At 62.2% G+C, this 23,867-nt stretch carries 19 protein-coding genes and 1 pseudogene; 9 read left to right on the top strand and 11 right to left on the bottom strand.

The window, feature by feature from the left end; translation table 11 throughout:
- Positions 1 to 59 precede the first annotated feature (59 nt).
- On the bottom strand, positions 60 to 545 hold the full coding sequence (locus IEY63_RS17320) for a hypothetical protein (RefSeq protein ID WP_189070251.1): 486 nt from the start codon (positions 543 to 545) through the stop codon (positions 60 to 62).
- Between the two features lie 112 nt (positions 546 to 657).
- Here IEY63_RS17320 and IEY63_RS17325 point away from each other — a divergent pair, with 112 nt between their 5' ends.
- Positions 658 to 933 (top strand): P-loop NTPase fold protein, encoded by a 276-nt coding sequence (locus tag IEY63_RS17325; RefSeq protein WP_189070252.1) that lies wholly within the window; start codon positions 658 to 660, stop codon positions 931 to 933.
- A gap of 4 nt (positions 934 to 937) precedes the next feature.
- Here IEY63_RS17325 and IEY63_RS17330 read toward each other — a convergent pair whose 3' ends face one another.
- Positions 938 to 2,689 carry an ATP-binding protein gene (locus tag IEY63_RS17330; RefSeq protein WP_189070253.1) on the bottom strand — a complete coding sequence of 584 codons (1,752 nt, stop codon included), beginning with the start codon at positions 2,687 to 2,689 and terminating at the stop codon, positions 938 to 940.
- Positions 2,690 to 3,314: 625 nt separating this feature from the next.
- Between IEY63_RS17330 and IEY63_RS17335 the strand changes: the two are divergent.
- A pseudogene (locus tag IEY63_RS17335) lies at positions 3,315 to 4,114 on the top strand (IS5 family transposase).
- A 124-nt stretch (positions 4,115 to 4,238) separates the two neighbouring features.
- On the opposite strand, the gene IEY63_RS17340 reads toward IEY63_RS17335, so the two are convergent.
- The 3 genes from IEY63_RS17340 to IEY63_RS17350 form a co-directional block, all read right to left on the bottom strand.
- Positions 4,239 to 4,943, bottom strand: coding sequence for a hypothetical protein (locus IEY63_RS17340; RefSeq protein ID WP_189070254.1), 705 nt, complete (start codon positions 4,941 to 4,943; stop codon positions 4,239 to 4,241).
- A 1,429-nt stretch (positions 4,944 to 6,372) separates the two neighbouring features.
- Positions 6,373 to 7,200, bottom strand: coding sequence for a ParB/RepB/Spo0J family partition protein (locus IEY63_RS17345; RefSeq protein ID WP_189070255.1), 828 nt, complete (start codon positions 7,198 to 7,200; stop codon positions 6,373 to 6,375).
- Between the two features lie 118 nt (positions 7,201 to 7,318).
- A complete protein-coding gene (locus IEY63_RS17350) occupies positions 7,319 to 8,335 on the bottom strand; it encodes an AAA family ATPase (protein WP_308425236.1) in 1,017 nt (338 codons plus the stop codon).
- Positions 8,336 to 8,643: 308 nt separating this feature from the next.
- Here IEY63_RS17350 and IEY63_RS17355 point away from each other — a divergent pair, with 308 nt between their 5' ends.
- Complete coding sequence (locus tag IEY63_RS17355; protein WP_189070256.1) at positions 8,644 to 9,900, top strand: hypothetical protein; 1,257 nt, start codon at positions 8,644 to 8,646, stop codon at positions 9,898 to 9,900.
- 404 nt (positions 9,901 to 10,304) lie between these two features.
- Here IEY63_RS17355 and IEY63_RS17360 read toward each other — a convergent pair whose 3' ends face one another.
- Positions 10,305 to 11,063, bottom strand: a complete 759-nt coding sequence (locus IEY63_RS17360) for a hypothetical protein (RefSeq protein WP_189070257.1) — start codon at positions 11,061 to 11,063, stop codon at positions 10,305 to 10,307.
- Between the two features lie 595 nt (positions 11,064 to 11,658).
- Here IEY63_RS17360 and IEY63_RS17365 point away from each other — a divergent pair.
- The 4 genes from IEY63_RS17365 (at position 11,659) to IEY63_RS17380 (ending at position 16,834) form a co-directional block, all read left to right on the top strand.
- Complete coding sequence (locus tag IEY63_RS17365) at positions 11,659 to 12,408, top strand: tyrosine-type recombinase/integrase (protein WP_189070258.1); 750 nt, start codon at positions 11,659 to 11,661, stop codon at positions 12,406 to 12,408.
- Between the two features lie 523 nt (positions 12,409 to 12,931).
- Positions 12,932 to 14,281, top strand: coding sequence for a TniQ family protein (locus tag IEY63_RS17370; protein ID WP_189070259.1), 1,350 nt, complete (start codon positions 12,932 to 12,934; stop codon positions 14,279 to 14,281).
- Positions 14,274 to 15,977, top strand: coding sequence for a TnsB C-terminal domain-containing protein (locus tag IEY63_RS17375; protein WP_189070260.1), 1,704 nt, complete (start codon positions 14,274 to 14,276; stop codon positions 15,975 to 15,977). Before IEY63_RS17370 ends, IEY63_RS17375 begins: the two co-directional genes overlap by 8 nt.
- Positions 15,974 to 16,834, top strand: a complete 861-nt coding sequence (locus IEY63_RS17380) for a TniB family NTP-binding protein (RefSeq protein ID WP_189070261.1) — start codon at positions 15,974 to 15,976, stop codon at positions 16,832 to 16,834. Before IEY63_RS17375 ends, IEY63_RS17380 begins: the two co-directional genes overlap by 4 nt.
- A gap of 4 nt (positions 16,835 to 16,838) precedes the next feature.
- Here IEY63_RS17380 and IEY63_RS17385 read toward each other — a convergent pair whose 3' ends face one another.
- A complete protein-coding gene (locus IEY63_RS17385) occupies positions 16,839 to 17,774 on the bottom strand; it encodes a tyrosine-type recombinase/integrase (RefSeq protein ID WP_229784785.1) in 936 nt (311 codons plus the stop codon).
- Between the two features lie 128 nt (positions 17,775 to 17,902).
- On the opposite strand from IEY63_RS17385, the gene IEY63_RS17390 reads away from it, so the two are divergent.
- Positions 17,903 to 18,232 (top strand): helix-turn-helix domain-containing protein, encoded by a 330-nt coding sequence (locus IEY63_RS17390; RefSeq protein ID WP_189070263.1) that lies wholly within the window; start codon positions 17,903 to 17,905, stop codon positions 18,230 to 18,232.
- On the opposite strand, the gene IEY63_RS17395 is transcribed toward IEY63_RS17390, so the two are convergent.
- Entirely contained in the window at positions 18,207 to 18,626 is a 420-nt protein-coding gene (locus IEY63_RS17395; protein ID WP_189070264.1) for a hypothetical protein, read from the bottom strand. The genes IEY63_RS17390 and IEY63_RS17395 overlap by 26 nt on opposite strands.
- Positions 18,627 to 19,129: 503 nt before the next feature.
- Between IEY63_RS17395 and IEY63_RS17400 the strand changes: the two genes are divergently transcribed.
- Positions 19,130 to 20,380 carry a DUF4062 domain-containing protein gene (locus IEY63_RS17400; RefSeq protein WP_189070265.1) on the top strand — a complete coding sequence of 417 codons (1,251 nt, stop codon included), beginning with the start codon at positions 19,130 to 19,132 and terminating at the stop codon, positions 20,378 to 20,380.
- Positions 20,381 to 20,655: 275 nt separating this feature from the next.
- Here IEY63_RS17400 and IEY63_RS17405 read toward each other — a convergent pair whose 3' ends face one another.
- From IEY63_RS17405 to IEY63_RS17415, 3 genes are all read right to left on the bottom strand, one after another.
- Positions 20,656 to 22,512 carry an AAA family ATPase gene (locus IEY63_RS17405; RefSeq protein ID WP_189070266.1) on the bottom strand — a complete coding sequence of 619 codons (1,857 nt, stop codon included), beginning with the start codon at positions 22,510 to 22,512 and terminating at the stop codon, positions 20,656 to 20,658.
- Positions 22,513 to 22,605: 93 nt separating this feature from the next.
- Complete coding sequence (locus IEY63_RS17410; RefSeq protein ID WP_189070267.1) at positions 22,606 to 23,217, bottom strand: hypothetical protein; 612 nt, start codon at positions 23,215 to 23,217, stop codon at positions 22,606 to 22,608.
- 317 nt (positions 23,218 to 23,534) lie between these two features.
- A partial coding sequence (locus IEY63_RS17415) for a transposase (RefSeq protein WP_189070268.1) occupies positions 23,535 to 23,867 on the bottom strand: 333 nt, incomplete at its 5' end.

Raw genomic sequence — 23,867 nt, forward strand, 5'->3', positions numbered from 1 at the left:
CGCCCTTAGGGAGGCGCTCCTGTCCTGTGCTGAGCCATGGCTGCGTGCGCGGAGCCCACTCAGGCGGCCGGACCGTCCTCCACGGCGGCGTTGACCGGCGCGGCGGGCTGGGCAAGGTGGTACACGCGCGCACCCACGCCCCGCGGGCCGAACACTGCGGCCTGCTCGCGCAGCGCTTCGAGGTTCGCCCGGGTGACGTCCCCCGGTAAGCGGAGTCGCTCGGCCAGGTGCGCGGCCGATCCGGGCCCGGCGGCCAGGACGGTGAGGAGCTGGGCCTGAACGGCCGGGTCGAGCAGGTGGGGGCGGATGTCGTCCTCGTCGACGAAGTACCGCAGGTGGCGCCGGGCAGGGTTGGGGACGCTGTAGAGGGTCTGGCCTTCAGTGAGTTGACCGAGGAGGCTGATGGCGGCGGTGCGGCCGAGGTTCAGGGCCGTCATGACGTCCGTGAGGCAGGTGCCGCCGTCCGCGCGGGCCAGGGCCAGGACGGCCGCCTTCTGGTCGTCGGTAAAGCGGTCGGGCGTGCCGTTCAGGAAGGAGCGTCGCATACGGTCAGGATGCGATGCGGGAGACTTAGCCGAAACAAGGTCGACTGGAGTGTCAGGTCAGCGCACGACAAACACGTGCCTGACCAGCACCTCAACCTGCGAGGATGACCGCATGGCCGACACTGAGTCACGAATCGCCCTGGATGCCGATCGGCCGAATGCGGACCGCCGTGACCTGTACAACCGAAAAGCCTTCGTGCAGCGGCTCACGCAGGCCGTCGCGCAGCGGCCCGGTCGCGAGCCCTTCATCATCGGCATTGAGGGCAGCTGGGGTGAAGGGAAGAGTACGGTGCTCGAGTATATGGCGCAGGAGCTGAGCACCCGTCATTCGGACGTGACGCTGGTGCGGTTCAACCCGTGGACGTACCAGCAATTGCGATGCCAGTAGAAGGTCAACGCGACAGGTGATGCATTCGTGCGGTCAAACCCTTCGGCGTCAGGTGACCGTTGAGGAGATCCTGCATGCCCTGCTCAATAGCATCCAACGTGCCGATCATCGGATAGAGGGCCGCTGTTGCTGGACGGATGCCATAGGTCCGGAGAACAGTTCTGGCTTGATCGTGATAGGTGGCGTTGTGATGACACATCAGGCCATACGCCAACTTGACGGCTGAAATGGGCAGACGCCAGACAGGAACAGACCCCGTGCATGTCATCAAGGCCTTTTTCTTCTTCCGCCCCCCACCAGCATCCCCTTGAACGAAGATGAAGTCACGTCGCAGGTCAAAGTCCAGTGCTCTGAGAACGAGGTCGCAGGCATAGACGGGAGGAAGGATCACGTCGTCGAGCAGGTTGTGTTGACCTACTTTGAGGATGGATTTTGTCGCGAAGGCGCAAGCGGTCACGGGCTGTGGGACTAACGCCAGGTACGCGGTGGCTGTCGGATGCCACCGGTGCAGAAGTGTGGCCAATCCTTCTGGCGAGGCGTAGGGGAGCCGTTCAGCGTCCTGAAACGTCTGGCGCAGCGCCTGCTCATGGCGCGCGAGGGAAAAGCCTTCTGGTGCATGCCAGCTCAGGGCAAGTTCCAGAGCCGCGCCAGAGAGCAGGATGCGGAGGTCGAGATAATCGTGTGGAAGCGCGGCGGTGTGCTCCAGGATGACGGCTGCGTCTGCGTATTCTCCTCGCCCCAAATGGGCAGTCGCGCGGGCCCACTGCGCGAATCCCTGGTACCACGTGATACCAACCGGTCGCTCGGCTCCGGCCCCACGGGCATGCTCAAGAACCTGAGCGAAGTGCTGAGCGCGTTCCTCTGCGTCGCGGCCTTCTCGTGGCGTGGCATACGCTTTCATCATGGATTGACAGAGATCCGTGAGCCAGAAGATTGGTGTAGAGCCCCGGTGCGTGGCATATGTCGGCCCGTCCAGGCCGCCAATGCCCCATATCGCTTCTGTTCGCTGGAGAAACTCCATGATCCGATCACGTCGAGCACCCTCTGTTCGTGCAATGATCGCTTCCAGCACAGCAGCACCATCAGCATACGCGCCAAGTCGGAACAGCCCGGAGGCCAATTCCAAGTCGGTATACACGGGGTCATGACGGATCGCTAGACGCTGCTCTTGCCTGACCATTTCGATGGTCGCGACGGCGCGGCCTGCGTTGGACGTGCAACTGATCAGAGCCGTTCGGACACGAGCAATGGTCAGGGGCGCTTTGAGTTGTTCAGCTAAGAAGAGTGCCTGGGAAGCAGTTTCGATGGCCTCTTCTGCCTCGCCTCCAAGTGCGAGCAAGTGCACCAGCGGAATCATAAGTCCCGTCTGTCCTTCCACAACCAGGTCTGTCTGGGGCAAGGCACGTAAGGTCTTGAGACCATACTGAAGGGCTCCACGCATTTCAGCGTGACGCGTCTGCATGTGTGGTCCCCCTTCCTGCAGGATCGTAATGGAGCGCTGATAGACCTCATACCCTTTGACCGTTTCGAGTGCAAGAGGGTCGCCCGATGTGACACACCACCGCGCCAGTGCCGGATAAGCAGGCCGATTGGAACGGTAGGCCAAATGGAGGGCGCGAAGGCGTGCGGGAACCGAATCGATCGTTTCAAGGGCTTCGATGATCGTGTCGACTGGCGTTCCTGCTTCGTGCTGCTCGAGGTACCACGCCTGAAAGAGCTGGGAAGAGGACACGTCCACGGAGTGAATGTCGATCACTTCGGCGCTCCACTTACCGCTGGGCCCTGACTGTCCACTCGCCACAAGGTGGTGAGTCTAGCGGGACCTGCTGATGGGGACTCGCCATGAGCGTGCAAATTGTCTGTCGAAACCACTGGAGCCGCTACGCGATGCTGGACGGCTTGAAGCGTGTGGAAGCAGCTCAACAGATGCAGGGTCGGCATCAGACAGGAAAGGAATTGCCCGGTGTAGACCAGATCGTCCACATAACCGTGTAAGGCGTGACACTCGTCCAGGGTCAGCGTGTGAGGTGGATGCAGAGCATAGGCTTGGCGTAATGCCTTTTGGGCTTGGACGCGGCGGTGTTGTCGCGTAAGAAGCGCAGCGTCGCAGTACAGCTGAACTGCTGGAGGAGGCGTTTTGGGTCGCTTCAAAGGGGCAGCGTGCCGTGCGGAAGAGTAGGGTGCACGAACCCATTTCTTCATCGGGTCGGTGCGTTGGAAGTGGATAACCTTCAGATGCATGGGTTGAGATTAAAAGCGGTTGAGCGGTATACGCCGACTTCAAGACGACAAGCTAGTGAAGACATTCACATCTTGTGCTTTGATGATCTCTTCCGCACCACTTAAGAGCATGAGGATAGAACACGTCTCCTATTCCGATGATGGTCGAGCAGCTCGTACCCAATGGCCTGTGGGCGCTGATTCAACCGGTCATGCCTCCAACACCACGGCGTCTACGCCAGTATGCTCCTCAGTCCTTGGCGGGAATCGTCTATCTCCTCCGTTTGGGCTTTCCTGCCGTCACCGCCCACGCGCTTGGCCAGGGCAGCGGACGGGCCTGCGAGCGACGCTTCGGGGAATGGCAACGTGCCACTGTATGGATGCGCCGGAGGCGCATCCTGCTGAATCACGCCCAGCAGCGGGAATTATTGGACTGGTCTTGCTCCGCGCTGAATTCCATCAGCGTTCTGGCCCCCAGGGGCGGAACGCACACCGGCCCTAATCCCACTGATCGCGGGAAGACCGGCAGCAAGCTCCATCTCCTGATTGGTGGGCAGGGCGTGCCCCTCGCCCTTCCGCTGTCCGGCGCCAACGTTCATGACGCCCGCCATCTGGAGATGTCCGTTGATGCGGTGCCTGGCGTGCGCAGCGGAGCCCTCCCAGGCGACGTCCGGCCAAGCTCTATGCGGACAAGGGCTCTGACTTCCGGCGCTGTCGGCAGGCGCTGAGCCAACGAAAGATTGCTCCCCGCATCGCCCGACGCGGCGTCGAGTTAAGCGCCTCTCTGGGCCGGCATCGGTGGCAGGTCGAGCGAACGCTCAGCTGGTTGGTCGCGGACCGCACACTCGCTGTTCGGCGGGAACGAAGCGGCGCTTTATTCCTCGCCTTGGCCCAGCTGGCGTGTGCGCTGATGGTCTGGGGCCGAACGGGCGGGGCGCTCAGCGCCCCGCAGTCTGCGTGACGTGTGGCTCCTGGGTGTCCAGTTTGCTCAGCAGCTTGACCTGTTACCCTGCGGCGTTCTTCGTGCTCCAGGTCGCTGATGCCGCGCGCCTGCCCTGCCGCGAACAAGCCGTCACCCGCTCGGTTCAGGTGAGGTGTGCCGCGCCTTCTAGGCCGTGCTCGGTCCACCAGACCTCAATCCACGGTTCGCTCCGCTCAAAGGTCGTGAGCAGGAGCCGCTCCCCTCGGCTCTCCCGTGTGTCCCACGCTTCGTCCGGCCAGCCCCAGGCCCAGCCCCCCAGCTGCGCGGTCACTCCGCCTGCCCACAGAGGGTGCGCGGACCGCAAGCGCTGATCCAGTCCATTGAGTGTGGGGTGCCGGTACGCGCCGATATCACTCCTGGCCAGCAGCGCTGCGGGGGTCTCGCCAAGAAGCTCCGCCATCCACTCCTGCAGTGCAGGCGTGCCAGAGCGGAACAGGACATTGATGTGAGGCAATTCGATCCCTGGGTGAGCGTAGAGTGGCGTCCCGCCACTCATGTCGAGGGTTGCCTCAGGATCGTGCAGGAGAAGCGGCTCCAGACTGTGCTCGTAGAGGCTCAGGCAGCCTGGGAGTGGCACGGGCAGCAGCCGCGCATCAATGCTGAGCCAATGGTCGAAAAAGGCGCCGTCTTCCAGGTCGTCCTCATCCGTGACGACCCATTCGGGCGGGAGAGGCACGCTCGGCGTCCCGCCCCAGAGGGCGACTGGCGCGCCCTCCCCGGACGACCGCAAAAACGTGACGGGGCGGGCCAGCCGCTGGGCTTGTCCCATCACATCGAGATGGGCGGGTAGGGCCAGGTCAGCGGACATGCCCTGAGTGTAGAGGAGCTGCCTTGAGCGGAGCGATTTGATGGTGTCGTGACTCACCGCTGCGGCCCTGTACTGTCGCGGTCACTCAGGTGGAGTGCACGCTCGGAAGCCATTTCGTGTCGGCTTTCAATCAAGCGCAACGTCGTCGGCAACCCGGGGCGCGACCAACGGATCCAAACCTGCCTCTCCGTTCCGCGCAACCATGACACCCATCCCCGGATGATCCGGCGCGCAGTGGAATCCCGCGCAGCCAATTCACTGATCTGGGTCAGTCACACCAGCGCTCTGCACAACCAGCCGAGCAGCCGAATTCTACGTACTGCGCCAGTCAGATCGCTTCTGCCGTCTCCTCGCGATAAGGCAGTCGCCATACCTGTCGTCCCGACCAGACCGGACACTATCAGTGCATTACGAGATCCTCGCTGAGATGGTCATGGCGGTTCAGTCAGCACACGGTGGTATCCCCGGCCTATCAGACAGGTCGCGGTATTGCTCACTCTGTACCAGCTCCGGCGGGTGGATTCGTACCCAGCGAGGTATGCAAGCAGAAACTGCGCAAATCTCCGGTGAATGATCAGACCCACCTCGTCCTCCTAAGTTCGTTCGGCGCGAATCGTTTCCAACCTCCGGGCGGCGCGCGGTGTGGGCAGGGTGGTCGTCCAGGCCTTCAAATCCGCCTTCCCAGTGTGCGGCAGGGTCGAGGTAAGCGGGCCAAACGAGGCCTGAGTCTGGAGTCGGCGTGCGTGCGCCCGGGCACTGAGGCGCGGGGCCCTTCAGTGTGGATAGGCCGCCGACCTCATGCGCACCGGCCAAGCCCTGTAGGGGCGGGCTCAGGGCGTGGGCAAGGGGCGCGGCGGTGTGCACGGCGTGGGTGGTCGAGCTGGTGTACAGGTGAGTGAGGCCGCGCGGAGTGCCGCCCAGTTCACCGGGTGCGCTGACCCACTCATCCAGTCGTTCCGCCTGCCGCATACCTAGCGGATGGAGCGGGGATCAGGCCAGCTGCCGTCGCGGCTACCGGTCTCCAGAGAGAGCAGGTTGTTCGCGGATTGTGCGTGCCGCAACAGGAGGATCTTCACTTCCGGAGGTTTCGCGGGTGGCAAGGCGCCACTGAGGCAGCGAGCTGAGTCTGTGCCTGAACACAGCGCACGTCAGCAGCACCAAGCGACCAAGCGGCATGGCACACAGTCGTTCCAGATCCCGTCTGAGTGACAGGGCCTGGGATCTGAGCGGTATGGCCATTGAAATCCGCATCGGGACTCAAACCAGGGATCTGCCTTCCGGTGGTCGAGGCTGACTTGAACGTTGACGAAGCGGACTGAGATGGGTTTCCGCATGCTGCTCCTGCTCCGCCGCGTTGAACTGAACGGCGCATCAGGTGGTAGACCACTAGTGGACGGCCACACCCTCTGGAATACCGGTATTCCAAGAGCTACTTCAGGACCTTCTCCAGTTGATCCAGTAGGGCAGCGACCCGCTGTGCGTCCATAGGGGTCAGATTTTTCTGGTCTGCAACTTTCAGGAGACGCTTCAGACGCTGTTGCACGCCACTGTGTTGAGGAGCAGCCTGCCGCTTCTGCAGCCAAGCCCTGAACTCTTCCCGTGACCGCCACTCGCCGGCGTTCACCTCAAGGAAATCCAGGGCCTCGGCCTGGAGTGCATGCTCGAGGCGTCCGACTGCGACCGCCAGGGAGTATGGCATGCCCCTGCGGACCTTCTCCTGAAGCTCAGCGGACAGGCGGTACACGGAGAGGCGGTTGAGCAGAAACGACTCCCACGACATGCCGGTGACGTCCTCAATCAGCCGCGCGGCCTTGAGGTGAAGCTCAGCGTCAACTTCCTGATCCGAGCGCTTGACGCTCCGCATCTCCTCCAGCACCCGGCGGACTGCGCTGACCATGTCGCCTTTCAGGTCAAGTTCGAGGGCCAGCAGCCGCACCACACCTTCAGTTTGTTCAAAAAGGTTCACGTCGGCGCGCTTGAGGTTCTCGTCGAGCAGCGCCCGCACGACCTGGGCGTCATCGTACTCGCGGACAATCGCTGGGATGGCCTCGCGGCCCAACCGCCGGAACGCTTCGAGCCGCCGGTGGCCGAGCACCACTTCATACGCCCCCGCCTCGAGGGGACGGACGGTGATGGGCTGGTAGAGTTCACGCGCAGCAATACTCTCCATCAGCGCCTTCAGGTGGTTGCCATCAAGGTGATAACGGTATTGGAATGGGCTGCTCTGAATATCCCGGACTGGGATCCAGAAGGCCACGACGTCCTCTGGAGCGTCCAAGACGGTGGCGGGCACCCGGGTCAGGTGCGTGGTTTCCACGGTAATGGGCGTGGAGGACTGGCCGACTGCGGCGCGCCGCTCGGCGAGCTTGCCGCGTTTACTCGACACAGGCGTCCATCTCCTTCAGGACGCGGCGCAGTTCCTGGGCGCTGGTGCTGTTCGGCTCCGCCAGGACCAGTGGAACGCCCAGGCGTGGCGCCTGGTTGAAGCGCTCAGCCTCACTGACGTACGACTCCAGCAGGTACGGGGAGAGGGAGGCGCGGCCCTTGATCGTCTCGCGGATCTCGTTGTGCATGATGGTGCGGGGGTTGCCGTAGTTCATGACCAGCCCCGCCACCCGCAGGTAGGGGTTGAATTCCAGGTACTGCTCGACGAGCACCATCAGGCGTTCGAGGCCGTCGAGGCCCAGATCGGATTTCGCGAAGGGAGATACAACGTAGTGCGCGGCCATCAGGGCGTTGCGGGTGAGTGAGCCCAGGTTGGGGGGCGTGTCGATCCAGATTTCATCAATGTCGGGGTTGACGAGGGTGAGCGCTTCGATCGCTTCGCGCAGGGCGTACTCGATGGGTTTGCTGCGGTGGAAGTTGGCGCGCTCAAGGTCCGCCAGGTCGTTGTGGGCGGGCACGAGGAACACGCGGGAGAGCGCCTCGTGCTCCTCCGCGCCCGGTACGGACTGGAGGAGGTCGGTCCAGAGGGTGTGCCAGCGGTCGCGGTGGCCGGGGACCGTGCGGGGAAGCCGCAGTTCCTCGTTGAGGAGTTGCACGGTGGTGCGGTCCGGGTCGACGGGCATGTTCAGCAGGGTGGCGAGGTGCCCCTGCGGGTCAAGGTCGATCAGCAGCACCCGCTTGCCTTCTCTGGCCCGCAGGACGGCGAGGTTGGTGGTGAAGGTCGATTTACCAGCCCCGCCCTTGGCGTTGGCGACGACGAACACGCGCGGTCCGCTGAGCGCGCCAGTGTACTCCAGCCACTCGCGGCCCCGGACCCGCCACTGGTTGCCGACTTTGTAGCCACGCAGTTCGCCCAGTTCGAGTTTGCGTGTCAGGGTGCGTTCACTGACGCTGAATCCGCTCGCCAGTTCGCGCAGGGTATACATCCGGCCGACCTCGATATCCACGTCGGCATCATGACATCCCGGACACAACTTCGCTACTTGCTGGCGAAGTTGTCAAACTGCTGACCGATACGGTAGGCTGCGCTCATCGTGCTCATGTCACGTTCTCTTCCGTCTGGAACTCGAGGTCTGGCCGAGTACGGTGCCCCTTTCAGCCATCCGCAGCAGCGAACTCAGGGAAAAGAAACTGCCCCGGTCACCCGGGACATTTCAGTAAAGCTGGCAGGCTTTGATACCCGAAGTGTAGCTGAGCGCTCTCAGGACGTCAACGAACGTCCGTGTTGGACCAGCGTAGAGGACGCCAGTTCGCCATGAGCACGAAAACCAGCAGCATCACGCACCCACCCCGGACGAGACTGAACCTCCTCCGCGAGGACTACCTCCACATCGCCGACGGTGACTACTGCGCCGCGCGGCTGCTCAACATTTTCGAACGGTGGCACAACACCAAACTCGACCACCGCACCCAGGCCCGTCACGCCAACGCCGTCGCCCGATCCGGCGGTGAACGCCCCGAGCAGGACGAGGGACTCTGGGTGTACATGAGCAACGAGGACCTCCGAAAGGAACTCATGCTCGAGTACAGCGAGAAGCCCGTCACCCGCGCCCTCACTCTCCTAGAAACTAAGGGCTTTCTCCGCCGCCGCAGCAACCCCATCCGGAAATGGGACCGCAAACCCCAGTACCTGTTCGTGGCGTCCGCCGTGCAGGACGCCATCAATACCTGGGCGGCAACCAGAAGCGAAGAGCCAGAAAACAGCCTTCAGGACGAGTCCGTCATTCCCGCTCAGAGCACTCCGCACTTTGACGGAATGGACTCCGCAGAAGTGCGGACTGCACTCCGTCAGAGTGCGGAGTCGACTCCGCACAACGGCGGGAACGAATCCGCACAACCGCAGAATGGAACCCGCACATTGACTGGATCGACTCCGTCAAACAGCGCCAGCAATACCACAGGTTTCAATTCACAGGTTTCCTCTTCAGGTTTCGAACAGGAGGAGAGCGCGCACCCCTCCTCCTCAACTTTGAAAAGAGAAGAGAAACAAGCCCGGGACACCAACACTGGCGCAACCTCAGCCTCCCTGGTGGCCCGGGTCAGTTCAGAGCACCCGGTGGAACAGGGACCCGGCGCGGCCCGCGCCCTCCTGGAGCAGCATTTAGGCGGCCCGGTGGCCCTCGCCAACCTGCTGATCGAAGTGCCGGCCAGTGGCGTGGACCGCCGGCAGTGGCTGACCATCCCGGAAGACCGCATCCGGACGCTGATGGACGAGGCCCGCTCGCAGGAAGAGCTGATGTACCGCACGTACTTGATCCGCGCGCTCGACGTGGAGATCGGTTCCTCCCTCAGTCTGCCCAACCGGGCGCCGCGGGACACCCCAGTCAAGGAGGCGCGTGGCGCGCTGCTCGATGACCTTCACGAAGGGGATCTGATCCGCTCGCGCAAGACGGGGAACACTTTCCGGGTCGTGTCCGTCACCCGGGACGGGGTTGATGTCGAAATGCCTGGGTTCGACCGCCCCGTATCCATCAGCGTGGCGTCCATTGCTGCCTATGAACGCGTGGACTGAATCCCCTGGTGCGTTGAGCGGAGCAGCACACGCTTCCTGACGTGGATCCCGCCGGCTCAGCAGGTACCGGAACTGCCTCCCTCAGCGCCCTGTTGGCAGTCACGCTGAATCGGTGTCCGCAGGGTCAGGTGCAGCAGAGAGCTCAAGCGATCACCTGGAACCTGACCTTCGGGGCATACGCGGAGGGTGCCTGTCGTGCCCTTGGTGGCCCTCACAGGGGTGGACAGGAGGCTCGCGAACGGTACAGTCATGCCTGATGAATGGAACCGCCCCGCCCGCCACGGGTTCTTCCATTTCTTCCGGATGAGACGCGCCCGAACCCCACCATCTGAAGGGGTTCGGGCGGACCATATACGGCTGAAGCAGCGTGGTCACGACTTGCGCTGTACGTGTGCTGGCCTGCCTCAGTTGAGGGTGGGCGTGTTGTAGGTCGGAGTGACGTCGATGTGGACGTACACCTTGTGCTCGTATCGGTTGGGCTTCCAGCTGCTGGTCTTCTGGACGTGCATCATGCTCCACTGCGTGGACGATTGGTTGGGGTTGGCAGAGGTCATCGGGAATCCAGTCAGGCCCAGCAGGTCATCCTTGTCGGCTTTCGCGCCAGCGTTCAGGATCTGCATGCCCGCGTTGAGGCCCTGCGCGATCATCTGACCTTTCGAGCCGCCAATCGCGGCGATGGCGTCCGCAGCTGCCTTCGAGGCGCTCATAAAGTCGGGGCCGACTTTCGCCCAGTCCTTCCCGAAGTCCTCGTCGAACAGCGCCAGGTTCCCTTCCATCTCGGTACCCGCGGGCAGCACTTCACTGAAGACGGCCAGGTCGAGATGCTTCCACTGCCCATCGTTGCAATCAAAGGCCGGCCCTGACAGCCACGGCACGTCCACCTTCTTGCCGTTGGGAAGACCGACGGCCATGTTGCCCACCATGTAGAGCTCGTCTGCGCCCATCCAGTCTTCGGTGTCGTGGCAGGCGACCGCGTCGATCACAACCCGAACTCTGGCATTCTTCTGGAGGATCCACGGATTCCATGGCCAGGCGCGAGCTTCGCTCTCGGAGCCGACCGGCTCGTCGGGGAGGACGTTGTACTGAGGCTCTTCCAGCACCACGTCGGAGGTGACCTTGTCGTCTGCCGTGCACTCCTTCACCTGCGCAGTCCGGCGGGCCATGGTCGCAGTGGTGTGTGCCTGCGGCCGTCTTTGACCGGCACGTCCATGTGAATGCTGATCGTCATACCACCGGGCGGGGCTGTCAGGGGCCACCCGTCCATGCTGGAGAAAACTACGCGTCAGCGCGTTGGTCAGATGCCCCTTCAGGGTGCGGGGCTGCCTGAACTGGCTTTGCTCTATTGGACTCCGGGTCAAGCGGAGTAGAAGTGTTTGGGAGGTGTGCACGGCGCAGATGGGGGCTGTCCGGTGGGATGCCAGTGTGGGGTCTGCCCGGAGAAAGCTGCGTTCGGCCTTTCCTTTCTCTGACACATCACCAAATAAAGGTTACCGAATGTTACTAGAATGCCAGTATATAGGAGATAAGCATCACGCCTTCCCACGCCCCTGATCCTCATTTGCCTTTGCTTTTCCCCCAAGCTTAGGCATGGGCGCAGGCAGAGTGGGAAGGCTGTTTAGTGAAACTCTGCTTCTATATACTGACGTTATGGACGTGGACACAGCTGAACTTCAGCAGCTACTCAGCAGAGGAGACCTGCACGGAGCACTGGACGCTCTAACTCCTCTCCTGCCCGGAGTTCCTGGGAGCACGACGCATATGAACGTCCTGAGTGGCATCCGCACATACCTCCGCTGGATTGAGGAGACCGGGCACAGTGTCGTGAACGCCGGCCATGAGCAGGCGCAGGCTTACAGTGCCTGGCTCGCCGCCCAGTACGCCCCCGCCACGCATAAAAACCGCCTCACTCAGGTCCGCACGTTCTACGACCTCCTGCGGGAGCAGGCGCTTGTATCGGGTAATCCCTTCCGGGACGTGCAGGGGTCCCTGAACCGCCCGCATGAACACCGGCCCGTCTACAGCGCGGATGATGTCGATCGTCTCCTCGCGCAAGCGAACCTGGAGGAGCGGGCCCTGGTGCTCCTCGGCGCGCACGGGGGCCTGACCGGGCCTGAAGTCCTGGGGCTTCGCTTCGAGGACATTGACCTTGCCCTTGGGCAACTCAAGCTCCCAGGACGCACCGTGCAGGCCAGTGACGCCCTCATGGGCGCCCTGGAGCGCTGGAGCCACCAGCGGGGTCACACGGCCCTGTTCAGCGCCACGGGGCCTGTCTTTGACCTCACGACTGCGTTTCAGTTACGAAAGCGGCTGCTCTTCCTCTGCCAGCGCGCCGGCGTCACGTACCACGCCTGGCACGCCCTGCGCCACGCGGCTGGGTTGCGGCTCCTGACGGAAGCCCCGACCCTGACGCCACACACCCGCCGGACCGTCCAGCAGGTCCTGGGACTCAACTCCCGCGAATCCCTCAGGCCACTCGTGAACTTGAGTCGCACAAGCAAACGCAACTGAAGTGGCGTGCTTCAGCGCCCCTGAAGCCTTGCTACTGGCTGAACCGCTGATGTTCAGTGCCCCCATTGGAAAAGCACTCAGTTGCGGTCACAGCGGGAGAGGGGCTGTGGCTGTACGCGGCCCATATGGGGTGGGTGGGGGCTGGTCGCGTGTGCCGTGGTCCGTGACTCGGTGTGGGTGAGTTGTAGCGTTGGCTGTGGTGCTTGGTTGGTCTATGGGCTGTCATGTGCCGCTGCTCGTTATGTTTACAATTCTATATAAAGCGTGGTAAACTTTGATAAGTTCAGAAGGAAGTAGGCGATATACATAAGGGGATGGGGTCAATGTCTAGACATTGACCCCATCCCCTGTAGCGTTTCCAATTAAATGGCATTAACCGGCAATTAGTTTTCAGTTTCGCCATCGCGATTGATGTCGATGACGTCGCATGTTTTGACGGTCATTGGTCCTGGAGTGCTTGTTGGCACTGCCAAAAACGACTGCCATTTAACTAGAAACGCAGCAGGCACAGGGGAGGGGTAACATGGGAAAACGGCGTAATAAAAAAACGATTCTTTCATACATGCCGACGCCCATATTTGATGAGGGATTGGAATCATGGTTCTATCGAGGAGGTCTTGAATGCGGCCTGAAGCCGTCGCATTTGCTCGCGGCGATGGAGGAGGATTTTCCCAACGAAATTGGATTGATTCGCAGCGATTTGCAGCAGGACGCCGTGTCCGCTGTGCGGCTCCTGCGTGATATGACGAATCATCCTATCTATGCGTTAAGTCCCCTATTTCTGCCGTCGCGATACGCGGGGGCGCACAAACTGAAGGACCCGGGGTGGTCGCCCGTGTGGCCGGAGTATAAACATCATCAGCAGTGGATTTTGCCGAGCCGAGAGAGTGTGTTTTGTCCGCTGTGCCTGGCGAGTGATCAACAGCCGTACTTCCGGCGCGTGTGGCGGACGATGGTAGCACTGGCATGTCCGGTGCATAACGTGCGCCTGCTGGACCGGTGTCCACACTGTCGGACCACCGTAAGGAAGCACTTCGCTCGGGATCTCACTGGAGATCAGTCCATGTGCCAGCAGTGTTATGAACCACTGTGCTCGGTACCACACGATCTGGTTGCGTACGAGAATGCGACCTCGGAGGTGCTGACGGACGTTGTGCTTAGCAATGATGTGCACTTGCGTCCGTATACGACGTACCGTGATGGCCGCGTTGATGGCATGTCGTTTTCGACGGCGTTTCTGGACTGGGTGTTGCACATGCCGGTCATGGCTATCAATCGTTTTCTGCCTGATGACGAGGGGGTATCCGATCGGTGGCCGTGGCCTACCTGTGGTTTTGACGGTCGTGTTCGTTATGTGTCGTCGTTTCACTATTACCTGTCGTTGTCACTGTATGACCGTGTGGATGTCTTTAAAAGACTAGAGCCATCAACTCTAGCTTTGGCAAAAGACGTCCTCCGGATGCACGGTGACGTGCCGAGAACATTTACTCTCCTGGATTCTCTGTATGCAGGGGACGCCTCTCCTAGTCCTTATCAGCAGCTTATGTCTCTCATGGATGAGGGCATGAATACAGATAGAACAGACGATATAGATTACTTGGAATATGTGTTTTACAACGCTTGGTATCAGCATCCATCTATATCTAGGATGGAGTATCTTGGCCATATTGAATCGCTCCACCTAGCGATTGATTTATGCCATAAGAAGCATGCCCTGGTGTGCATTCACGCAGAGATAATCAAGCCTAGGCTGACTAAAGCATTAAACCGTGGGCATTCATATGAGTGCCCTGGTTGTCACAGATTTTTTGCCGTAACGTCCTCGCGGACGTACTTCCAGCCACCGAATATCCATGGAGGTCTTTATGAGTGACGATCACGCGGAATGGACGCTCGATCCACTGACCTATGTCACAGCGCACGGCGACGCGATCGCCACGTCGGAAACGCCCGACACCGACGCGGACCCGTCACCCGGCGGGGAAGAGGCCGAGTCAACCCCAGTGGCCGCCCCGGTGGATACGACGGCCAAGCAAAAGCGGCGGCGCCTGCAGCAGCGCTACGTTGGGCTGTACACCGATCTGGTCGAACGGGGCACGCCGAACGCGGCCGAAGTGGCCGCGGACCAGCTCGGCATCAGCACGCGAACGGGCTACCGCTGGCTGCAGCGCTGGCAATCAGGCGCGCCGATGGGCGTCCAGCGACGCAGTGACGCAGGACGTACCCACCTGCCACCCGAAGTGGAGGCGCAGATCACCCGGTTCCAGAGCGGCCCAGGGCGCGCTCGCCAATCGCTGGCCACGCAAGTAGGAGACATCAACACGACGCTTGAGCGCCACCAGTTGCCCCACGTCAGTCGGAGTACGGTCTACCGGCGACTTCGGGCACTGCCGGCGATCGAGCGGGCCACCACCAGGCAGGCGCGGGAACGGCTCAAACCCACCGGGACGGGTCACATGGGCGTGTTGCCGTACGACCTGGTTGAAATCGATCACTGGATGATCGATCTCGTGCTGCTCAACGAGCGGGACCGGCAGCCTGAAGGCGTGGCGTACCTCACGCTGCTGCTGGACACGCGGACACGCATGGTGCTCGGGTATCACCTGTCGTTTGACGCGCCGAATCAGTACGCGGTGGGTCAGGCGTGCCGCATGGCGTTCTTACCGAAGGATGACGTGCTGGCGCGGCTGAACATTCAGGGCACATGGCCGTGCTGCGGGATTCCGGAGGTGCTCCGGGGCGACAACGCCAAGGAGTTCGGATCTCAGATGCTGTCCGATCTCGCGTTGAAATACCGTTTTCTGTTGAAGCCGGCCCGGCCGTACCGGCCACGCGACAAGGCGAAAATCGAGGCGTTTTTCGGGTCACTGAGTCGCTACGTCAGGCAGTTGCCTGGTCACACCTCCATTCCGCGCAGTGGCGGCTGGACGGATGACACGCGGCCCATCTACACGCTCCGGGAGTTCGAGGCGCTGCTGGTGGACCACATCGTCAACCGGTACCACCGGACCCTCCACAGTGGCCTCGACGTGACGCCCCTGAAACTGTACGAGCAGCTGGTGCCGCCCGCAGAAGACCGCAAACCCATCCCGCACGCGGAGGAATTGCGGCTGGACGTGCTACCGCAGGTGCCGGACGGGCGGATGGTTCACCCGCACGGGGTGACGCTGTACAACATCGAGTACTGGTCGGACAGGCTCATCCCACTGATTGGCAACAAGCGGGTCTACGCGCTGAAATACGATCCGTACGACATCAGCAAGGTCTGGTTGCTGGTGGACGGCGTCTACCTGCCCCTGACGTACCGCGATCCGGGTTTTGCCCCGATCTCACTGCGGGAATACCGCACGGCGCAGCGGCGCGCTCGGAAGGCCGGGCACGACGCGAGTGACGCCAGGGCCGTGATGGCCTGCCGTGAGCGCGAGTTGCAACGCCAGCGGGACAGCGCCGAATCCACCCGGGCGAGCGCTGCGCGTCCGGTCACCACCCCGGCACCTGAGGAGCTTGAAGAGACGGAGGAGATCGCGCACCTGATCGCACAGGTGACGCGCCTCAAGGAGAGCGAATGAATTTGACTGAAGGAGCGGCACAGTTGGTGGACGCGCCCGCGGCGCAGCGGGTGGAGTACATGCGTCGTCGGCGCCGACTGCACTACGCGGCGGGGACGGCGTTCCTGGACCGGGTGCAGGACCTCAGCCACCACCAGTACGCGGAGCGGTCGCTCGGCCTCGTGCTCACGGCCGATCAGCATCAGGGGAAAACGACGCTGCTCAACTGGGCGTTTGACCGGGCGTCTGCATCCCCAGCCGGGCAGGAACAGCCGGCGGGGCAGATCAGGAGTATCCGGGTGGACGTCCTCCCGCAGTGGTCGCTCACGTCGTTGTACAACGCCTGCCTGGAGCAGTTGGGTATGCCCGTGTCCACTCGAGGGGACCCGGATCAGAAACTGCATGCATTGAAACGCAGAATCGACGCCTGCGGCACGAAGTTGATCCTCATGGATGAATTTCACGATGTGCGGCAGACCGCTGCGCGCCACTGGCCGCTCATCCTGAGTGGAATGCGGGCGATCTGCAACACGCCCGGGCTGACGGTGGTGCTGGCTGGGCTGCCGGAGGTGGAGCACATCATCGAGAGTGATCTCCAATTGGCCGCCCGGTTCGAATTTCACCGTTTGGAACGGTGGAGCAACAGTCAGGAGTACTACAACTACCTGTACTCGCTGCTCAGTGACCTGCCGCTCGCGGAGCCGTTTCCGCTGCTCAAGCATGGACCTGAGGTCCTCAAGCTCGGTAAGTACCGCCTGGGGCACTTCTCCCGGATCATTCTTGAGGGGGCCTGCCAGAACGCCTGGGTGGGGAAACCCGGCCTCGCCATTGAGGACCTCCGTGAGGTGGCGGCCAGGTACTGGCACGCGCGACGCTGAGGAATTACCAGTCTTCCACTTCAGCCGTCAGGTCGTCCTCGTCGACCAGCACGTACCAGCGCGTGGTGTCGGCGGAGGCGTGCCCCAGGAAGAGGGCGACGCGCGTGAAATCGTGCGTCTGGCGGTACAGGCGGGTGGCGGCGGACTTGCGGGCGGCGTGGAAGCCGCGCCAGGGGAGACCTGCCTGCCCGAAGAGCCGTTTCATGCGGTAGGCCGCCTGGTCGTACGTCCAGGTGAAGTACCGGCCGGTGGTGGGGTGCGGGGTGAGCTGGTCGAGGGCGGCGCGCAGGCGGGCGCTGAGGGGCACGCGGCGCTGCGTGCCGCCTTTGCCGTGCACGAGCAGGTGGCGGCCTTGCACGTCGTGGGCGGTGACGCTGAGGGCTTCGGCGATGCGGAGGCCGCCGTGGTCGCAGAGCAGCAGGAGCGCGCATGCGGTGGGGTCGGCGTGGGCGTACACGGACTCAAGGCTGTCCGGGTAGGGGGGATGTCTCACGGCACTCCGCGTGGGGTCCGTGGGGACGTGCGTGGCGTCCGGGGTGACATCCAGCGCGCCGGCCCAGTGCAGGGCGCGGTAGAGGGTGCGCGCCGCGGCGAGGTACAGCGCGGCGGTGGCCTGGGAGGGCTGGCCGCTGCGGCCGTGCAGGGGGCGGGATTTGAGGTGGGTGAGGTACAGGGCGAGGTTTCGTCGTCCGGGATGGAGGAGATCAGTGTGCGTGTCGCCGACCCACGTCAGGTAGTCCTTGAGGCCGCGGTGGTAGGAGAGAAGGGTTCTGGGGCTGGTGTAGGCCTGCTTGCGCCCCGCGGTGAGGACGTAGTGGTCCACCAGCAGGCAGAGCCCCTCGAGGTCGCGGTTCTGCGCAGTCTGGCGGCTCCACTGTTCGAGGTCACGCTGGCTGAACTGCTGGAGGTCGCTGAGCGAAAGGGGTGTGGTGGGCGGCACGGTCCCTCCGGGCGTCGAGGGGGTGGCTTGACTCACTGGGCCAGCCATACACCAAAATAATGTACTTAATAGAGATTCTACAATAAAGACTCGTGTAACAGAGGGCTTCTCATTAGCGTGACGAAGCCATGGCACAAGCCAAACGACCCAACCGCACCTTCGAGGGCCGGAAAACCCAGGCGCTCGGACGGGCAGGGCAGGGCATGAACCTCAGCGGCCCCAGAATTCGACAGGCACGGCTGGACCGCAACCCACAGTGGTCCCAGGAGGAACTCAGCCAGGCCGTCGCCGAACGCTTCGGCCTGGAACTCTCCGCCACCACCATCAGCAAAATCGAACGCGCCGAACGCAGCATGTACGACTTCGAACTCCGCGCCCTCTGCGCCGTGCTCCACCTCGACGCCAACGCCGTCCTCGACCTGCCCCACCCGGTCAGCCAACCCGCCGGCGAACAATAATCCGCGTCAACACCGACACTGCCTGATTCACCTGCGCCAGCGTAGCCTGCGCCTCCCGGATCTGCCCAAACACAGGCCGCTCCTGACCCTGCGCGCGCGCCACGTCTCCCTCAAACTGATCCAGCGGCAGGTGAAACCCCCGCACGCCCACGGGCGTTCCCCCGACCACCAGCAGCGCGCCGCGGTCCACGGCCACCGGGCGTAGCAGGCTCTCGTCCAGCAGGATCCGCGCCGCGCGGTTCTTCAGCTCGTACAGGTACGCCTGCTCCCGCTTCAGCGCCAGCCGCTCCTCGCGCGATAAGTGACCCTGCAACCGCTCACCGATCACCTTCGCTCGGCTGTTCACCGCCTGCAGCGCCAACACCGGATGTAAGCCCAGTTCGCCCTGCTTCATCTGCTCAGCCTAACGGCTGAACACCTCGTGTCCTGTGGCGTGATGGTGTACTCGAACGGTCATCAATTTGATGTGCTGCGTACGCCATTCAAGCTGGCCTTGATGATCCGCAAGATGCTGAACTATGACCGGCGGCTGGTCCACACGCCTTGCAGGCACGCCAGTACGGAAGGAAGTCCCATTGCTGAAGGAGAGTGGCAGGTCACGTCGGAGGCTCCGGTGCGACGGACGCAGAGGGGAGCCCGAGGATTGAGCCGAGATCGACAGCGGAATCTGCGTTCTGACGGAACGTATGGCTGTAACGCAGTCCATTGGTCGTCTCTGAAGTCGTGACGGTGAGTTCACTCGAAGCCTTTCAAGCTATGAATTCCCAACACATGAATGATCAGTGGAGGGCCCTGAGCACGCCAAGACAAAATCGAGCGCGGCCCGCCAAGGGCAGCTGAGTCGCGAACCATACCTTTTCTAAATACGTGCAGAACATAACGCCGCTAGACTGAGGTATGCCTTCACCTGAGCCTCTGCTTCTGGACCTAACGTCCCCATTACCCAGTCTCGACGTTGATCAGTTGCGCTCCTGGGCACGCGGCCGCACGGTGATGATCTCCTCAACGATGCGTGACCTCATGCCCGAGCGCGAGGCTGTGGCCCAAACAATCACCGACCTCGGCGCCACGCCCAGGTACTTCGAGCGGTTCTCCTCACCCGGCGACCCAGCGCAGGTGTACCACCCGGAGGTCGGCCGCGCTGACATCTACCTCTTTATCGCAGGTGAACGGTACGGCGCTCCAGTCATCGGCGACGCCCAGGGCCGGAGCGCCACGCACCTGGAATACGACACCGCGTACGCCGCCTTCAAGCCCGTACTGGCCTACAACAAGCTGGGCGTTGAGAGGGAACCAGCCATGCAAGCGCTTGTTTCACAGTTTGAAGGTGTTCACACAGTGGCCCGCTTCAGCACGATCGATGAGCTGCAACGCGCTGTGCGCGAGGGTCTTACCCGGCTGGCGGAGGCTGAATCCACCACCTGGATCAAGCTTGGACACGTCGTCTTTCCAGTGACGCGCGTGATCCTTCCACCCACAGTGGACGACTCATGGAATACCCAGCGGCAGCGTCAGAGTGTCACGCTGGACGCCAGCCTGCGTGACCGACAGATCGTGTCCGCACTAGGAGCGTCCACCTACACGCGCCCCTTCACCATGGCGCGCGAAGTGTTTGACGCCGAACAGGTGAGCGTGTACGAGGAGCGGGCCAGCCGGTACGCAGTGACCCAACGCATCTCCGCCAGTCTGCGGCCCGCGTCGACAAGTGTCCTATCGATCATTCCCATTGCCAACGGGGAGAGCGGCGAGGAACAACTGGAAGCGGCCATGGATGCCCTACTGTTCGGCACTTCACTCCCTACTCGGCGAGGCAGCAGCGGTCTCAGCTTCGTTCAAGCCCTGAGCCCGGTCGGTCCACGCTTGGCCCAATTGCACCAGCAACTCTCAGCCCATCACCGCGAGAGCGAACTGTTCGTTCCGATGGCGGAACTCCTGCTCACGGACCGGCTGCTGAGAGGCACGCAGCAGGACCCGGCGCCCCTCACGGCCGTGGAACAGCTTGTCGTGTCACCCGTCGTTCAGAGCCGCCTTTTCGTTCGGGTGGTGGGCGTGCATGCGGGAGGGACCTTCGGTGGCCAGTACCGGGTGACGCGACAGGGCCACATCGACCTCCGCGGACCAGGCTCCACTGGGATCGACAGCTGGTGACTCACGTGAGCGGCGCCAGCGTCCTGAATACCCAGGCCTCGCCGCGGCATTGGTCAACGTGTTGGTTCAGTCAGGGTAGTGAACCCAGGTTCATACCGTCATTCAACCCTTCCCCGTGCAGTGAAGCTGAGACCGCACGCCGCCAATTAGATGGCCTGCGGCACCACGCTGGCGGAGCAGCCAGGTGCACCACGTGGTCTACACGGCCATCGTCCCGAACCCCACTGAACCCACCGCCCCTGGGACGAGATCACCAGATGAATGTTGATCTCATCTCAGGCAATGCCAGCTCGTTGGCGGACCGCCTGAAGGGCGTCCCTGATCTCGGGTGGAATTCGTCCAAGGTCGCAATGAAGGCCCAGGCACCGCCCAATGGACACCTTTTTCACCTCGTTGCGCTTTTGAGGAATCACTGTTGATTTCACGAAGTTTTTCAGGTCCTCGGAGAATTTCGGATCAGCTGAGAGCGTATTGTTCCGGATTAAGTGAATGTGCTCCGGCATCCAGGACTGGCCGTCGTCCCGCGGAAATTCGCACTGCAGCGCTTCAGCGATCGCCGTGTCGTCAAAAGCGTCCTCGAGCTCCTTTGTTCCCACGAAGTGCATGCCGTCGACGAAACCGATGTCGCGGAGGCTCTGCTCCGTGATGCGGGCTGATGACGCTGGGAACGTGGCGTCCCGGTCCAGCAAGATGACCGTCTTCTGCATTCTGTTGGTCCCGAGGAATTCCAGCGTGGTCCGCCAGTTACCGCAGGTGTGCATGTTCAGCAGGCGGATACCGTCTTCCACCACGGTGCGGCCAAACACCCTCCTGTACAGCAGGGGCAGGAGTTCTTCCTCGGTTTCTCCTTCGCAGACGAGGTAGCCCTTTTCATAGAACAGTTCAGTGTTTCTGATCTGCAGTTGGGTCCCGATGCTGTCGAAGAACGCTCTGATGCGGGACTCGACGCTGGCCCCTCCGACGGTGCTCAGGTTCTCGATGTGCCGCGCGCCGTCCTCCTGGACTCTGATCAGACTGATGCATTCAGGCGGAGCGCGGTCCACGAGCGTCACCGAGTGCGTGCAGAGAATATTCTGCACTTTCGACCCCTCGGCTTTCGAGCTGTTAGAGATGTAATCGAAGAGTCGTTTCTCAGCGGCGTAGTCAAGGTTGAGATCCGGTTCGTCATACACCCGAAGCACAGGCCGGCTCAACCTTGATTCGTCCTGTGACTGCTGACGGGATTCCAGCAGACTCATCCACAACTTTTTCCTGGTGCCTTCGCCAAAACTGGCCAGCGGGTGATACCCCCGGCCCATATCCAAGGCGACCGATGTCACGGCGACCAACCGGGAAAAATCAACCCGAGCGCTGATCTTGACGCCCCGCAGGGAGGGCAGCGAGGCGTTCACGGCTGCGGGCAGGCCCTCCGCCTCGTCATCGACCTGGCCTTCGACCCAGGCCTTGATGGTGTTCGCCGCGCCGTGCAGAGTGTGACCTTCTGTTTCAATTTGCCGCACCCGCTCCTGCATAGTTGCTTGGATGGAACCTTGAATAATCGCGCTCGGATCCTTGTAATCCGTAGAAAGAATAGTCTCGAAATGCGGGAGATACGCCTCAAGTACACCAAAATTAACTTCCTTCCAGGACAGCAATTTTGGCAGTGGCGTCCGGTCAAGGTGCTGGGTAATGATTGAGACGTTCTCAGCCTTTGTGTTTCTTGATTCAAGCCCCAACGATCTCACCAGGGCCTTCAGATCGTTGGCATTCTGGTCCTGATAGGTGTTGAATCGATCATCCTCGTAGACCTCGCCATAAATACAGCATTGCGGTCGGCCAGTCACGGAATAAGATTTCCGGATGACAAGGAACCGGGTTCCGTTCTCTTCGAAATCGAAGCCTCCGACATCCCATGAGTCATCGAGCACGAACCGTCCGGTGAGCTCAAACCGCGAGGCGGCGTGACCATCGGCCTCCTGCGCGTAATCGTCCACGCTTGGATTCAGCTGGCTCAACAGCAATTGGAGGGCACGGACCACCGTTGACTTGCCTGAGTCGTTCTCTCCGATGAGCACCGTCAGGCTGTGCATGGGCAACGTGATGCTCGATGCATAGCATCGAAGGCCAGAAATCGTTAATTCAGTGAGTCGCATGTGATGATTCCTTCGTTGAGCAAAAGGGCAGCGCGGCTGCGGAGCCCAGTGTGAGCTTGCGGACGGGAGAGCCTTCTGTCTTCATGTCTCGAATTAGCGGCGCAGGTCCAGCTGCCATTGCAGGGGACCAACGCCGGCCGTGCCGGTGACGCTGGTGGGCGTCACGTGCGCGTTCAGCGTGCCCACTGGTACCTGCTGTTCGTTGATAAGCCTCCCGGTCAGGAACGTGCCCGTGCTCTCCGGGGTGGCCTGCCCATCGAGGTAGAGGCGGCCCACCGTCGGGCTGGTCAGCACGATGAGCTTCGGGCTGCCGGTCAGGTTCAGGTCGAGCGTGAGGTTCACGCTGCTCAGGGCGTTGCGGCCCATGCCGGTGTAGGTGCCATTGGTCATGGCGCTGGCCACCGGCGCGAGGCCACTCCCCTGCCCGAGCAGCGACGGGAGCACGTAGAACGCCCCGGCCAGCACCACCACGGTCAGCACGACGCTGCCCAGCGCCCCGCCCGTCTTCGCGGCAGGCGGCGCGACCGGCGCCGCGGCCGGGACGCCCGCGAGCGCTGGCGCGGCTGGGCGGAAGAACGCGCGGCGAATCGCGGCCTTCTCCACGGCGTGGCGGATCTCGTTGATCACCAGCACCACGCCCAGGCCGATCAGGGCGTACAGCAGCTGGTAGGGGTGGTCCTGCACGAAGCGCGCGACGTCCGTCATGCGCGCAGGCTACCCGCGCCGCCGCCCGCGCCCCCGCTCATCTTCGCGCCGCCCCCAGTGGGGGCCTCAGGTGAGGGTGAGCGTCACGCGTATCCACTCCGCCGCGCACTGGTCACCCCGCAGGCGTTCGCGGCGGACGACTACTGATCCGAGAGTACATCTACTGATCCCTGCCTTGATTCGTAGCGCAACGCAGCGCCAGTCAGAGTTCTCGCGAACTCAGGAAGCCAGTAACTATCCCGACTGGTCTCACGAGCCCCGGTACTCTGGCACGCTACCAATTTCCGCAGGGATCAATAACTGTACTTCGGGGAAATTCAGGGTCCACTGAATAAGGCCGTGCAGCACGAGCAATACAAACGCGGACGTTGGAATCGCCGGGGAGTCTCCCCGGCGATCTCCCTTCTGATGGCTGGCACAGAGTCACCAAAAAAGCCGTCCAATTGGGCCAGTCGCAGCCATTGCAAGAACAGCAAAGCCACAAGACACAGCACCGCATGGTGGTGCAGGCCCTGCCAAGTCCGCCCCTCAAAATGATCCAGCCCCACTTCCTGCTTGAGCTCCCGGTGGCCCAGCTCACACGCCCACCGTTGTTTGGTCACCCGAACCAAATGGTCAAATGACGTCTCCGGCGGCAAATTGCAGAGGTA

It is taken from the genome of Deinococcus radiotolerans, from assembly GCF_014647435.1.
Lineage (GTDB): Bacteria > Deinococcota > Deinococci > Deinococcales > Deinococcaceae > Deinococcus > Deinococcus radiotolerans.

Excerpts from the sequence above, each read along its gene's own strand:
- IEY63_RS17325 (WP_189070252.1), top strand. The coding sequence starts at position 658 with ATGGCCGACACTGAGTCACGAATCGCCCTGGATGCCGATCGGCCGAAT.
- IEY63_RS17360 (WP_189070257.1), bottom strand. The coding sequence starts at position 11,063 with ATGGCCCGCCGGACTGCGCAGGTGAAGGAGTGCACGGCAGACGACAAG.
- IEY63_RS17340 (WP_189070254.1), bottom strand. The coding sequence starts at position 4,943 with ATGTCCGCTGACCTGGCCCTACCCGCCCATCTCGATGTGATGGGACAA.
- IEY63_RS17410 (WP_189070267.1), bottom strand. The coding sequence starts at position 23,217 with ATGACGGACGTCGCGCGCTTCGTGCAGGACCACCCCTACCAGCTGCTG.
- IEY63_RS17355 (WP_189070256.1), top strand. The coding sequence starts at position 8,644 with ATGAGCACGAAAACCAGCAGCATCACGCACCCACCCCGGACGAGACTG.
- IEY63_RS17370 (WP_189070259.1), top strand. The coding sequence starts at position 12,932 with ATGGGAAAACGGCGTAATAAAAAAACGATTCTTTCATACATGCCGACG.
- IEY63_RS17390 (WP_189070263.1), top strand. The coding sequence starts at position 17,903 with ATGGCACAAGCCAAACGACCCAACCGCACCTTCGAGGGCCGGAAAACC.
- IEY63_RS17320 (WP_189070251.1), bottom strand. The coding sequence starts at position 545 with ATGCGACGCTCCTTCCTGAACGGCACGCCCGACCGCTTTACCGACGAC.
- IEY63_RS17395 (WP_189070264.1), bottom strand. The coding sequence starts at position 18,626 with ATGAAGCAGGGCGAACTGGGCTTACATCCGGTGTTGGCGCTGCAGGCG.
- IEY63_RS17405 (WP_189070266.1), bottom strand. The coding sequence starts at position 22,512 with ATGCGACTCACTGAATTAACGATTTCTGGCCTTCGATGCTATGCATCG.
- IEY63_RS17375 (WP_189070260.1), top strand. The coding sequence starts at position 14,274 with ATGAGTGACGATCACGCGGAATGGACGCTCGATCCACTGACCTATGTC.
- IEY63_RS17365 (WP_189070258.1), top strand. The coding sequence starts at position 11,659 with ATGAACGTCCTGAGTGGCATCCGCACATACCTCCGCTGGATTGAGGAG.
- IEY63_RS17380 (WP_189070261.1), top strand. The coding sequence starts at position 15,974 with ATGAATTTGACTGAAGGAGCGGCACAGTTGGTGGACGCGCCCGCGGCG.
- IEY63_RS17400 (WP_189070265.1), top strand. The coding sequence starts at position 19,130 with ATGCCTTCACCTGAGCCTCTGCTTCTGGACCTAACGTCCCCATTACCC.